Annotated in this window: 9 protein-coding genes; 5 read left to right on the forward strand and 4 right to left on the reverse strand. The window is 46.6% G+C overall.

Features of this window, described 5'->3' with window-relative positions; translation table 11 throughout:
• Nucleotides 1-120 precede the first annotated feature (120 nt).
• The 3 genes from MC7420_RS07255 to MC7420_RS37870 all read right to left on the reverse strand — a co-directional run bounded on the left by MC7420_RS07255 (nucleotide 121) and on the right by MC7420_RS37870 (nucleotide 4,679).
• A complete protein-coding gene (locus MC7420_RS07255; RefSeq protein ID WP_006099292.1) occupies nucleotides 121-1,434 on the reverse strand; it encodes a homoserine dehydrogenase in 1,314 nt (437 codons plus the stop codon).
• A 127-nt stretch (nucleotides 1,435-1,561) separates the two neighbouring features.
• Nucleotides 1,562-3,073 carry a helicase C-terminal domain-containing protein gene (locus MC7420_RS07260; protein ID WP_006099504.1) on the reverse strand — a complete coding sequence of 504 codons (1,512 nt, stop codon included), beginning with the start codon at nucleotides 3,071-3,073 and terminating at the stop codon, nucleotides 1,562-1,564.
• A gap of 265 nt (nucleotides 3,074-3,338) precedes the next feature.
• Complete coding sequence (locus MC7420_RS37870; RefSeq protein ID WP_006099415.1) at nucleotides 3,339-4,679, reverse strand: acyl-CoA dehydrogenase family protein; 1,341 nt, start codon at nucleotides 4,677-4,679, stop codon at nucleotides 3,339-3,341.
• Between the two features lie 439 nt (nucleotides 4,680-5,118).
• Between MC7420_RS37870 and MC7420_RS07270 the strand changes: the two genes are divergently transcribed.
• From MC7420_RS07270 to nadE, 5 genes are all read left to right on the forward strand, one after another.
• Entirely contained in the window at nucleotides 5,119-7,731 is a 2,613-nt protein-coding gene (locus MC7420_RS07270) for a condensation domain-containing protein (protein WP_006099403.1), read from the forward strand.
• A gap of 60 nt (nucleotides 7,732-7,791) precedes the next feature.
• Complete coding sequence (locus tag MC7420_RS07275; RefSeq protein ID WP_006099262.1) at nucleotides 7,792-8,055, forward strand: acyl carrier protein; 264 nt, start codon at nucleotides 7,792-7,794, stop codon at nucleotides 8,053-8,055.
• A 14-nt stretch (nucleotides 8,056-8,069) separates the two neighbouring features.
• Nucleotides 8,070-9,593: a class I adenylate-forming enzyme family protein gene (locus tag MC7420_RS07280; protein ID WP_006099562.1), complete on the forward strand. Its 1,524-nt coding sequence runs from the start codon at nucleotides 8,070-8,072 to the stop codon at nucleotides 9,591-9,593.
• A gap of 121 nt (nucleotides 9,594-9,714) precedes the next feature.
• Entirely contained in the window at nucleotides 9,715-11,694 is a 1,980-nt protein-coding gene (gene asnB / locus MC7420_RS07285; RefSeq protein ID WP_006099526.1) for an asparagine synthase (glutamine-hydrolyzing), read from the forward strand.
• A gap of 146 nt (nucleotides 11,695-11,840) precedes the next feature.
• Nucleotides 11,841-12,842, forward strand: coding sequence for an NAD(+) synthase (gene nadE, locus MC7420_RS07290; protein WP_006099361.1), 1,002 nt, complete (start codon nucleotides 11,841-11,843; stop codon nucleotides 12,840-12,842).
• Between the two features lie 358 nt (nucleotides 12,843-13,200).
• On the opposite strand, the gene MC7420_RS07295 is transcribed toward nadE, so the two are convergent.
• On the reverse strand, nucleotides 13,201-14,013 hold the full coding sequence (locus tag MC7420_RS07295; RefSeq protein WP_157453077.1) for an IS4 family transposase: 813 nt from the start codon (nucleotides 14,011-14,013) through the stop codon (nucleotides 13,201-13,203).
• Nucleotides 14,014-14,190: the final 177 nt, after the last annotated feature.

A 14,190-nucleotide genomic window follows, 5' to 3' on the forward strand; every position in this document is an offset into this window, starting at 1 on the left:
CGGGTTTATCTCCCGATATCATATTTTCTGAAACTTCAAACCATTGCACCGCTATCAGAGACAATGTATAGTTACTCCCCCAGCTTCCCCAGCTTTCCCAGTATTTTCACGGCTGATGCACTACAGCACTCTCAAAATACTAGGAATACTATCAACCGCTTCTAACGCCTGAATTTCGGCTAATGCTTTGCGGAAGTTTCCTTCCCGAACATCATGGGTGACAACCACAATTTCAGCTAACTCGTTCTGGAAGCCAATTTGTACGACTGACTCTAAACTCACCCCATGATTACCAAAACTAATACCCAGATGACCAATCACACTCGGTCTATCTTTGGTCATAATTCGGGCATAAAATCGAGTGACTAATTCTGAAATTGGGGCGATGCTGCAATAGTGTTGATGAACACAACTTAATAAAGGATGCAGGTGATGGGTTTCTCCCGCCGTTTTCAACACCGCTGCAATATTCAGAATATCCGATACCACCGCACTCGCCGTGGGACCTGAACCAGCACCGGGACCGAAGAACATCACTTGTCCCAAGGGTTCTCCTTCCACCAGAATCGCATTGTAAACCCCATGAATACTCGCCAGGGGATGGGCTTGAGGAACCAGAGTTGGATGTACTCTAATCTGTAGCATTTCTGATTCGGGTTCACTGGTGGCAACCCTCGCCTCTCGCTTGGCTACCGCCAGGAGTTTAATCACAAACCCTAAGTTCTGGGCGTAGGCGATATCGGCGGCGCTGACTTGGCGAATCCCTTCACAGTGAACGTCTTCTAACTTAATCCGTCCGGCAAAGGCTAAGGAGGCGAGGATGGCAATTTTATCAGCGGCGTCTAACCCTTCAACATCGGCGGTGGGATCAGCTTCGGCATAGCCTAATTTTTGGGCATCTGCCAGAATATCGGCAAATTCTCCGCCCTCGCTTTCCATCCGGGTGAGAATGTAGTTGGTGGTGCCGTTGACAATTCCGGTAATGCTGTGAATTTGATTGACGCCTAAAGACTGTTTTAGGGGTTGAATCACCGGGATACCGCCACCCACCGCCGCTTCTAAGAGAACATAGACGCCTTTCTCTTCGGCGGCGGTAAAGATTTCTGCCCCATAGCGGGCGATAACGGCTTTATTGGCGGTGACGATATGCTTTCCGTGGGAAATGGCGTTGAGGATTAGCGATCGCGCGGGTTCTAGTCCCCCTAGTAATTCCACGATAATATCAATCTCTGGGTCAGTGACAATTGACTCCAAGTCCGTCGTCATCACTTCAGACGGCACTTTCACTGATCGCGGTTTATCGAGCGATCGCACGCCGACTCGATGAATGTCAATCGTTTGCAGCAGGGGATTTCGACCCGTGGGGTCTTGTAAAATTTTTGCTGTTCCCGTACCAACTGTTCCCAGTCCCAATAAACCAATTTTAAAAGCCACAGCTATTATCCTAAAATTTTAAGCATTACAGAAAAGGGGTCATCTTTTCAAGACATAATGTGAATCTTTGATCGAATTCGGCGCGAATATCCCAACTCTAACCGTTGAGGGTTAGTTGAGAAGGATGTCATTCAAACCAACCTTCATCCACATAATTAATTTGGGCAAAGGGACTCAACGCCGACAACACTTGAGTGCCGTAACTGCGATGGTTAACCCGATTGTCTAATAAGGCAACAATCCCTTGAGAGTCTCGCACTGGCGCAACTGCCCGTTGTAATTCTCGCAACGCCGCAGGTAATAGATATAAGCGAAACCAGTCTAACCGTCGCTGTTTGTAGTACGCCACTTGACCTGCAACCCAAGGGTATTCTAGGGAGGGTAGGGGTAACGTGGCAATAATTAACAGTTGGGGAGAGGGTAAAAACTGTTGCTGAGAGCGCCAGAATTCCCAACCGCAAACTAGAATACCATTTTCCTCTAGCTGGGTCTTTTCCACCTGGACTCGCGACCCAAATTCAGCGGCTAAAACTGCCCCTAACTGACTTTTCAGAGGGACATCCCCGACTAAGATGACGATCGGTGTTTTCACCTGATGACTTGCCCCTAAAAGCGTTCGCACTTGTTGAAATAAGGCATTTCGGAAGCGGGGCGTATTCGGCATCGGTAGCCTATCGGGTAAATAAAGCTGAATCAGTTTGCTGTGGCGGTCAGGCGAGAATTTTAAGCAGGTTAACTCTCCTAAACCCAGTTGTTGACGGTAAACCGACGCTGCTGCATCTAAATCTAGCGCCCCGCCAATTAAGACCACCGGTTGTTCTGACCAGATGCGGCTAAGGGATGTTGCTACTTCTGTGGGTTCACAATACAGGGAAAATTGACCCTGCGATCGCTGAATCGCTGCCCATGTAAACTGATTGGATGATTGCCAGCATCGCCAAAACTGTTTCCAGGCGGGTGGCAGATAGGCAGACTCCCCACTATTTGCCGATTGTAAGACCTCAAACAACTCCTGGATGACAGCTTGTTCGCCCGATTCTATCAGATAGCAATCATAAGGATTGGCTGGACGCTCAAATAAGCGTTTGGTTAGCCGCACCCGCCGATCCCGAATCCAATCTGACTTTTGCGGATGGGCTAACATCAGGTCATGCCAATGTTGAGGCTGAATCGTACTCTTGAGTTGATCGCGCACCCAGTCGTCTAAATCGTCCGCTTGGTCAATGAGGGTGGGAATACCTTGAGGAAACGCCCTTTTGTCTCCCAAACGGTCTGCCAACCATGCTTCGGGAGTGGTAATCAGCAGTCCTTGAAAATGCTCATCTGGGAACCTGTCACCAACGTGAATCGCCTTATTTGTACCCATCCATTCTTGCAAGCTGGGAATTTCGACCTGTAGCAGCCAGGTTTGGACTAACACAGGCGCAACAATAATCACGGGTTCCTGCCAGATTAAAGCAGGTGCCAAGTAACTCAGACGATAGGGTTCTTGGGGACTTCCCGTTTGAATTAATGCAGAACGCCCCAAGCGCAAAGCCCGCGCTACCAGCCGCGCCATGGTTAAATGGTGGGGCCAGTTGGGTTGACCTTGCTCTCGCAGAAAGGCACGTAGAGAGGAATGGACTTCGACTTCAATCACGTTAATCTCGTGTCTGAACGTTCCCAGAACTATAGACAGCTATTCTGATCTTGCCTCAACCTGAGGATGAGTCCCTTGGACTGAATTTTGGAACTTATCTAGTTTGACATAAGAATCGAGGATTAGGTCTACCAGTGCGTTAACCCCCCAACCCTTACCATTGGAATAAGATGCAAACGATTAAGGGCGGGTTTTGTAGAAAAGTTATCGGTGTCGATGTAAAGTTAATCCCTAAACCCGCCCCTACATACAGACGCTTCTGTGATCACGTCTGAAACATGACTCCCCCTGCTCCCCCTGCTGCCCCTGCTCCCCCTGCTCCCCCTGCTCCCCCTGCTTCCCCCGCTCCCCCCGCTCCCCCTGCTCCCAGACACGCCAAGGTTGCTTCCATTACCGCCGTGGTTTGTCCAGAAACAGTAAATACCACAGCTTCGCGATAGACACGTTGGGCGGCGTGGGATTGAAGATTAGCAGCGCCACTGGAGACAGTTACCGCCGCATTGGTACACCGCCCTGCTAGGTTAATTGCCCACGCCCTTAGCTGTAGGGATTGGGGACGTTTTTTCCCCATGTAGGGGCGGGTTTCACTATTATCATTTGTTGTCACCCGGATGTTTCTAAACCCGCCCTCATCTCCCCTATCTTCTCTATCTCCCCCATCCTCGGTGTCAGCAGAATTTGCTGATAATGCGGCGATCATTGCGGCTTCACAGTCGCAGACTTCGGCGGTGAGAGCATTAAAAGCGTTTTGAATAAATCCTAATTGCTTGCGTTGATAAGCGGCGGCAATAATATCTAATCCAGCTTTAGCACAACCTAGGGCAAAAAAACCGTGATTTAATACATTTTTTCGATCTGTTTCATGAATCGCCCCGGCTTTTCTGAGGAATAAAACAGACTCGTGAGATAAAAACCAATTCGTTAGACTAGCAGACACCGTATTCGTTGAATTCATCGCCGCTAACACCATCGGTTCACTAAACGCGATCGCACTCCCAACCCCTTGCTCCGTAGACGTAAAGGGTACAATACCATAGAGTTCCCGACCATCGGGTAATGTCGCCCCAATCACAAAATCCTCAAACAAGCCAAAACCTGTAACCCAAGGGACATTCCCGCTAATCTGATAGCCTCCATCCACAGGCGTCGCCTTGACTGGAGGATTCCCGGTGCGTCGCAGTTGGGAGAAACCCACGCCCACTAACGCCTCACCTCTCCCCATGCGGGGAAGATACTGCTGCTTTAAGGCTTCATTGTCACTCTTTGCCAAAAATCCACCCGCACTCTGATGCTGAGTTTGCAGAAAAGCCAACGCACCGGAATAGCGAGAGACGTGTTGTTGGAAGTGAGAGAAGGTGACAGGATTAACCTCAGCACCTCCCCAATCTTGGGGAACCTTCAGCGCTAGCAAATTGCGATCGCCTAATCCTTTGAGTGCGGTGCGTAATGCGTCGGTATCCTGATCGATCTCTGAGGCGCGAGGTGCAACGATTTGGCGCAAGTAAGCCTCCGCCACGTCTAAAAGGTTAGACGGATTCGCGATTCCCTTCAGGATAGCTTCGCTTCGTGCGTCAGGAACACCTTGGTTCGCTGTAGTTGGTGACATTAGGTAACAAACAGTTCAACAATACCTTTCTCAGGGTATCCGACAAGCTTAAGTTCTGAGAACGGCATCACATCAGAGCCAACCGATTATGAAGCTTTCATGAAGAACGACTTGAGACTGATTTGGGCAGAGCCGATTATATTTTTTTATGCTTTTCTGTTTATTTGGGCATCCTTTGAGTAGCTAGAAGTATTAATCGTAAACATTAATTCATTATTTTTATTGCTTCTATACATTTTGGATCATTTCTACGTATCAGAGACAGTTTGTGCTAATTATTGTTAATTTTAAGCTAGACAATATTCTATCTTAATAAAATATTTTTATGAGAATATATCTGTACTTTTAACAAGATATTGTAAAGGCACTAACATTTTTGATTGACTAAGAGTAAGGTGTAAAACAAAGACTTTTATCAGAGTTTAATCAGGGTGGAATAATGAAATACACTGTTGACGAAAAATCCCGTCTTAACTCTTCAAGTCAGCCTCCAGCCGACAAAACTCCGTCTGATTTTTGGCTTTCCCTGAGAACCAACGTTAGGTTAAAGCATCAGGCTCCTGCTATTCAGCCTGTTTCACGCAACCAAAACTTACCTCTTTCCTTCAACCAAGAACGACTCTGGTCTCTGGAACAGTTGCAGCCCGATACATCTGTACATAACATCTTGCATTGTTTGCATCTTCAAGGTGAACTCAATGTAGTCGCCCTACAGATGAGTTTAAGAGAAATTATTCGACGCCATGAAATCCTGCGAACTACGTTTCCAACCGTAGATGGGCAACCCATCCAAGCGATTTGTCCAGATATCGATTGGACTGTGCCAATTATAGACTTACAAGAACTGCCTCTAGAACAAAGGAAAACGCAAGCTCAAAGACTCGCTGCCGAAGATGCCAAGCAACCGTTTGACTTGACAAAAAGCCCTTTGTGGCGGATAAAACTTTTGCGTCTAACTGAACAAGAACACATACTGGTGCGAACCATACACCATATCATCTTTGATGGTTGGTCTGACCGAGTATTCCTGCGGGAACTCGGCGTGCTTTACGATTCTTTTTCCCAGGCAAAACCCTCGCCACTTTCTGAACTTCCAGTTCAGTATGCCGACTATGCCCACACCCAACAACAATGGTTACAGGGCGAAGTGTTCTCCTCTCAGCTTGACTACTGGCAGAATCAGCTCAGTGGAATTTCGGCTCTAGAATTACCCACGGATTACCCACCTCCACCGGTGCCAAGTTACCAAGGTGCTTATCAACCCTTTGAGTTATCACAAAACTTAACCCAGGCGCTCAAGAAATTGAGTTATCAGGAAGGTGTTTCTCTGTTTGTCACCTTGTTAACCCTATTTAAAACCTTGCTCTACTTATATACAAAGCAAGAAGATGTGGTAATCTGTTCGCCTGTCGTCGGTCGTCATCAAGTTGAATCAAAAGGGTTAATTGGCTACTTCAATAATATAGTGGCACTCCGGACTGACTTATCAACAAACCCCAGTTTTCGAGAACTGTTGCATCAAGTCAGTCACGTTTCCTCAGAAGCGTTTGCCCACCAAGATATACCGTTACAAAAGGTCGCAGAACTCCCCCATTTAGTTCACACACCGCTGACGCGAGGTATGTTTGTCTTGCACAATACTCCCAATCCGTCATTAAACCTTGATGGATTGACAGTGAACTCCTTGTATGTAGACCGGGAAATCGCCAACTTTGATTTGTCGCTTTCCCTGCAAGAAAAATTAGGAAAATTAACGGGAGGATGGCAATACAAAACAGACCTATTCCAGGCGACGACCATAACTCAGATGTTGGAGGATTTCCAGACTTTACTGGAACACTTAGTTACCCATCCAGATATTCAGCTTTCATCGCTCCTACAGCTCTTGGGCAAAGCCAAATCCAATCAACCACTCAGCCTAAACCAGATCACCTCTGACACCCAATCCTCTAACCCCAAACAACTATCTGACCCAACAGATCATTCAATTGAGTATGTAGAACCACGAGATTTATTAGAATTAAAACTCCTGCATATTTGGCAAGACATTTTAGGTATCCAGTCGATTGGTGTAACGGATAACTTCTTTGAACTCGGAGGGCATTCACTGTTAGCGGTACGTTTATTTGCTAACATCCAGACAACATTTAACCAAGATTTGCCCTTAGCCACTCTCCTGCAAGCGTCCACCATTGAACAATTAGCGAATCTTCTACGCCAAGAAGGATGGACACCTCCTTCATCTTCCCTGATTCCCCTAAAATCCAGCGGTTCTAATCTCCCCTTATTCCTAGTCGCACCCGGAGCCAGCACAGCTTTGCAATATGTCCCGTTAACTCGTTGTTTGGGTTCAAACCAACCGGTTTACGGTTTGCAAGCCCAAGGTTTAGAGGCGAACCAAGTTATTCACGAAACTATAGAGGAGATTGCTGCTCACTACATTCAAGAAATACAAACCCTTGGTTTTGATGGTCCGTATATGTTAGGGGGGCGGTGCGGATTAGGAACTGTGGTGGCATTTGAAATGGCACAACAATTGCAAGCCCAAGGGAAACAGGTTGCACTGTTAGCTATGCTCGATCCCACCTACCAAGCCTTTCAGAACGCCTTTGAAAAGCCAGAGCCGACCAAAAAAACCTTACTCTATTACATTGGTCGCTTAATTTGCCACTGGCGTGCCGGTAAACTGTTGGGTGTATTGCGTCATAAAACTAGCCAGAGCAAAATTACCCAAAAGATTGTCCAGTTGTCGGATGACCTGTCGGACGACCCCCATGTTCGCCGATTACAAACTGTGTTGCAGGCTCAAAAAAAAGCGATTCGCAACTATAAACCCCAGGTGTATTCCGGTCAAATCATGTTGTTTTTAAGTAAAAATCGCCAGCGGATGTGGCGCTATTGGAATTTCAAAACCCTGGCAACACAAGGTGCGAAACGCTTTATCTGTCCAACCACTCACGGCAATATGTTAGATGAACCGGATGTCCAGAGTTTAGCGGAAAAGCTCCAAGCTTGTATCGATCAAGCATCAAAGAATGACAAGGGTTTCTAGATTGTCAGTCCAGTAAGTAGTCATAAAAAAAATTGATTCCTAAAACATTGAGGTTGAATTATGCAATCCATTGAAGCAATGCTACGCCAACATATTTCCGAAAATATCCTGTTCAGTAGCAACGGCTATCCTTATCCCGATGACGCTTCCTTACTGGAAAACGGTATCATCGACTCGATGAACGTGATGGAATTGGTATTGTTTCTCGAAGAAACCTTGAGTATTAACGTTGAAGATGTCGAGATTGTCCCGGAAAACTTTGATTCAGTCAGCAATCTAGCTGAATTTGCCCGACAAAAACAGTCCCTGTTGGTTCGTGATTGAGGGAATTATTTGTCATGTTGGTACAGGAATTTATGGAGTCTAGCGCTGACCGATTACCGGATAAGGTGGCGTTGATTGGCGATGGGCAACGCCTAACCTATGCCGAAGTTGAGGCACAGGCAAACCGCTTGGCAAATGCACTCTTGGCAGAGGGTTTACAAAGGGGCGATCGCGTCGTATTATTTCTACCAAACTGCCTAGAATTGGCGATCGCGATTTTTGCTGTTCTCAAAGCTGGTGGCGTTTTTGTCCCACTTAACCCCAGCACGAAGTCCGATAAGTGCGCCTATATCTTAAACAATTGTCAAGCTAGAGTTCTGCTCACCAGTGGGCGACAAGCTGATTTAGCTCAACAGCTCACCCAACAAGTCCCCTCCCTCACCACCCTCATCCTCACGTCCCCAATCCCGGAGACGAGTACAGGCAATGTCCTGAGCTTTACCGCCATCCAGTCCGAATGCTTATCACAAAGACCTCAAAAAGTCAATATTGATCTAGACCTAGCCTGCCTAATTTACACCTCCGGTAGCACGGGCGACCCCAAAGGCGTCATGTCAGACCACAGCAATGTTGTCTTTGCTGCCAGTTCGATTATCGAATACCTGGGCAATGTTGAGAGTGATAGTGTTATTGGCTTGTTGCCCTTATCCTTCGATTACGGACTGTACCAACTGTTGATGGTGTTTAAGTTCGGCGGTACTCTGGTGCTGGAAAAAGGATTTACCTATCCAGCCGCCATTCTTAAACGCATGGAGCAAGAGCGGGTTACTGGCTTCCCTGGCGTCCCGACGATTTATGCCATGCTGCTGAAAATGGATTTGAGTGCCTATGATTTATCCAGTTTACGTTATTTGACCAACACCGCTGCCGCCTTGCCTCCCTCCCACATTCTCCAAATTCGGGCGAAGTTTCCCTGGGCGACACTGTTCTCCATGTACGGTTTAACTGAAACCAAACGGACCCTCTATCTGCCCCCAGAGCAACTAGACAAACGTCCCGATTCTGTGGGTATCGCTATTCCTGGCACCGAAGTGTGGATTGAAAATGAACAGGGAGTGCGGTTAGGTTCGGGTCAAGTGGGTGAGTTGGTGGTGCGGGGGCGCCATGTCATGCGCGGTTACTGGGAGAACCCCGAGGCAAGTGCTGCCCGTTTCCGCCCTGGATTGATGCCAGGGGAGCGGCTGTGCTATACGGGAGACCTATTTCGCCAGGATGAAGAGGGGTTTCTGTATTTTGTCTCCAGGCAAGATGACATGATCAAAAGCCGGGGTGAGAAGGTGGCACCGAAAGAGGTGGAGAACGTGCTGTATGGTCTTTCCGGCGTTCGGGAAGCGGCGGTGATTGGCGTGACTGACCCGGTATTGGGGCAGGTGGTCAAGGCGTTTGTCGTACAGGAGGGCGATGAACTGACCCCAGCCGATATCTTACGGCATTGCCGCGCCCATTTGGAAGATTTCATGGTGCCGAAGTTGGTGGAGTTTTGTGGTCAATTGCCTAAAACTTCGTCTGGCAAAATCAAAAAGACTGATTTGAAGTGATAAGTCCTTTGTCATTGGTCATTTGTCCTTTGTCCTTTGTCAGGGTTTGAAGACTATTTACAGAACTTACACAAAGTGGCAAAAGCGCTAAAGCGCTTACTACAAACAAAAGGAGTAAGTTATGTGTGGTATTGTCGGTGTTCTCAACTTGCAGGAACCTCAGCCGATTCCGGAGACGGTTTTGCCGCAGATGTTAGCCATGATTCGTCATCGCGGTCCCGATGAATTTGGGATTTACCGGGACGAGTGGGTTAATTTGGGGAACGCTCGTCTCAGTATTATTGATTTAAGCGGTGGACAGCAACCGATTTGTAACGAAGATGAAACACTGTGGATTGTCTTCAACGGTGAAATCTTTAACTATGTGGAACTGCGCCCCCAATTAGAAGCGCTTGGTCATCGCTTTACTACCAATTGTGACACGGAGGTGATCCTGCATCTGTATGAAGAATATGGTGTCGATTGCTTGAATTATCTCAATGGTCAGTTTGCGATCGCGATCTGGGATACTCGTCAGCGTAGCCTATTTTTGGCACGCGATCGCTTGGGGATTCGCCCGTTGTTTTATACTCTGTGCCAGGGTCAGTTAATCTTTGGTTCCGAAATCAAGACCATTCTGGCGCATCCCAGGGTTTGTGCTGCAATTGATCCCGCCGCATTGACGCAGGTGTTCACGTTTTGGACGGTGTTGACACCGCACACCATTTTCCAGGACATTTATAGCCTCTCCCCGGGTCATTATCTGCAGGTTCAGGATGGACAGTTAAACATCCAACGTTACTGGGAACTAGACTTTACCCCAGAAGCATCCCAGCGTACTCCCCAAGATTATCTGGATGAGTTTGAGCAACTGCTGATTGACTCCACCCTGATCCGACTACGGGCTGATGTACCCGTTGGTGCTTACCTGAGTGGGGGGTTGGATTCTTCGACAACCACCGCGATTATCCGTCAATACGCCCAGAACTCCTTAGAAACCTTTTCTATCGCTTTTTCAGATCCAGAGTTTGATGAGAGTGAGTTCCAACGGCGCATGGCAGATATTTTGGGTACTAACCATCGGGTCGTTTATTGTACCCATACCGATATTAGCCGCCTGTTTCCAGAGGTAATCTGGCATACGGAAACTCCCACATTACGCACCGCACCCGCACCCATGTTTATGCTGTCTCGGTTGGTACGGGATTCTCATTTAAAGGTGGTGCTGACAGGTGAGGGCGCTGATGAATTTCTCGGTGGCTATGACATTTTCAAAGAAATGGCGATACGTCGATTCTGGGCAAAACAGCCGGATTCCCAATGGCGACCGTTATTATTGAAACGACTGTATCCGGAAATTTCCCGCTTGAGTCGTAGCAGCGAAGCCTTTGTGCAGGCGTTCTTTAAAAAGAATCTCACCGATACTGAATCGCCATTCTATTCCCATATTATCCGTTGGTCAAATACGGCTCGTCTCCAGCGTTTGCTGGTGTCTAAACCGGAGGTTGGACTGCTAGAGTGGGCAGAGAAATTGGTTCCCCTCCAGAGCAATTTTTCCAGTTGGTCTCCTTTAGCCCAAGCCCAATACCTGGAAATTGTTAGCTTTATGTCACCCTATTTGCTATCCTCTCAAGGCGATCGCATGGCGATGGCGAATTCAGTAGAAGGGCGTTTCCCCTTTCTAGATTATCGAGTTGTGGAATTTTGCGATCGCCTCCCCTCTAATGTGAAGCTGCGCGGCTTAACTGAGAAATGGCTGCTGCGACAATTAAGCCGCAAATTACTTCCCCCCGATATTTGGCAGCGCCGTAAGCGTCCCTACCGCGCCCCGATTCACCGCAGTTTCTTTCACCAGGATACACCGGATTATGTATTGGAGTTGTTATCGGAAGATGCTGTACGCGCTAGTGGTTTATTTAATCCCTTAGCCGTCAATCAACTGGTTCGCAAAGCCCAAAGTGGAGCCACCTTGGGTGAAGTGGATGATATGGCGATCGCGGGCGTTTTATCCACGCAGTTGGTTGATCAACAGTTCGTTAAAACATTCAACTCTCGGTTATCTTCATTGACGACTTCAGACCGAGTTAAGGTTATTGATCGCACAGTGGAGCAGATTCACTAACTATAAGTAGGTGGACACAATTAAAGTTAACTGTGGAGAACTCTGGTAAAGACGTTCCGGCGGAAGAGTCTCTACAACAGTTCAAAAAGTCCTAATCGATGAGTCTACTGCTATAACTGACAAATGACAATTCAGGAGAATCTATCATGAACAATTCAGTTAAAATCGATGGAATTGGCTTCAATAAGCACTCCCTTAACCTAGATGCAGCCAAAGAGACGGAACGCATTGTCGAACAGTTACGCCAGAGTGTTCATCAAACGCTACGCCGTCGTGGGGCGGTGTTGGGAATCAGTGGGGGGATTGACTCATCGGTGGTGCTAGGTTTATGTGCCAAAGCCTTTGGTTCCGAACGTGTTGTCGCCTTGCTGCTACCGGAGGGCGAATCTAGCCCAGAGAGCGCTACACTGGCACAGTTAGTCGCTGATCACTACGGCGTTCAAACTATTACCGAAGACATTTCCGGAGTCTTGGATGGGTTTGGCTGTTACCGCCGCCGCAACGACGCAATAAAACGGTTGTTCCCACAATTCGGAGAAAGTTGGCAAGCTAAAATTGCCTTACCGGGAAACTTGCTAGAAAAAGAAACCCTGAATATCTTTTCCCTAACCGTAACCAATCCAGAGGGTGAGGAGTTCACCAAACGCTTACCGCCCCAAGAATATTATCAGATTGTCGCCGCGTCTAATTTTAAACAGCGATCGCGCATGGCGATGCTCTACTATCACGCCGAATTAAATAATTATGCGGTTATCGGTACACCGAATAAAAATGAACATCTCTTAGGCTTTTTTGTCAAGTACGGAGATGGCGGAATTGATGTTAGTCCGATTGCCCATTTGTTCAAGACACAAGTTTACCAGCTTGCTCGTTACTTAGATGTACCAGAAGACATTCAACAACGCACACCGACATCAGATACCTATCCGGGGGGAAGTTCACAAGAAGAGTTTTTCTTCCGTCTACCCTTTGATATTCTGGATACCATCTGGTTCGGGTATGAACAGGGAGTTAGCAATGACAAAATCGCCCAAGCGCTTGATTTGACAGTAGAGCAAGTCGAGCGAGTTGTTGCCGATATTGTCCGCAAACAGCGTACAACCACCTATCTCAGAATGCCTGTTATTAATATGGAAAAGGTTGATTAAAAAGGTTAGGGCTGAAGGGGTGACAAGCAGCTCAAAAGCTTGGCAGGCAAAGCATTTCACCCCTCTTCCCCTCAAAAAGAATGTAACTTATTGACAGGTTTATTGAGAATGAATAAATGAATGAGAATGATAATCACCTACTTTTCTGAGTATCTTGGTTGTCTTTTTCAGACCAAAAATTGATTTGCGTATATTTTACGCAAATGTACTTGAATCAAAATCGAAGGAAGTGAATTGTCAAATTATCTGTAAGGCGTTAGGATTATTTTAATTCATCATTGTCCCCAGGAAAGCCAGATAGTTTCCACCCAACAAACAACATCTCAGTCAGTTTCAGACTTGTGAACAACGAGTTTTGTCACCTTTTAAAGAAGCGATAGTATAAGCCATGGCAATTAACAAGACTAAACGATTTAAACGTTCTATGCTGGCCCTTAGTTCCTTCTAAGTTATAGCCACCCGTCTTACAATCTTTGAACAATGATTCTATACCACTGCGAGATTGATAAACCTGAATCACTTCATCAATACTACTTAAATTGGTTAGAATGAACCAGCCCTGTTTTTCATAAGAACCTCGATACTTTCGTTTCCAATAAGCGGCTAAATTAAAACGACCAAACCCCTTCTTCTTTGTATAATTAACTCCCGAATGAAATAACTTCATCCCCGGAGTTAAACCCAACTCACTTAGCTGTTGATAGTTTCCTTCCGATTGGCGGATATAAGTATCCTGCTTGATCCGCAAGGCAAAAAATACCTTCTTTTTTTTCAACCAGTAAGCGAGTTCAACGCGGCGGAATTCTCGATCTCCGATGAGAACAACTTGATAACGGGAAAGCAATTTTAAGACCGGACGAATAACTGCTATTTGTTCGGAGATATTGCTACTACCCGCCTTATCCAAAAATTGCCAATATACAGGGAAGGAACGTTTTTTCCAAATCACAGCAACCATTAATAAGTTATTGCTGTCCCATTGAGTTCTATCTATAGCTAGAATAACACGACTTCCCAGAGGAATTTGAGTTCTTAATATATATTTAATTATCGGAAACCAGATTAAGGGTAAACTAAGATTGGGAAGAACTAAAAACCTTTGCAGATGTTTTCTCCTACTTTGATAGAGAATGGGTACAGGAAATGTCCTTTCTTGACTGCTCTGACGTATCGCACGCCGACACCAAAACCCTGTGACCCTTGCTGGGTGCTGCTTTGGGGGAACATTTAAGGATTAAAAATAACCAACAGACTCGCTGTGAGTCACCTAGATGATTATCATTCTCATTCACGTATTCATTCTCAATAAGCCTGTCAATAACTTACATTCTTTTTGAGGGGAAGAGGG

The sequence above is a fragment of the Coleofasciculus chthonoplastes PCC 7420 genome, from assembly GCF_000155555.1.
Taxonomy (GTDB): Bacteria; Cyanobacteriota; Cyanobacteriia; order Cyanobacteriales; family Coleofasciculaceae; genus Coleofasciculus; species Coleofasciculus chthonoplastes_A.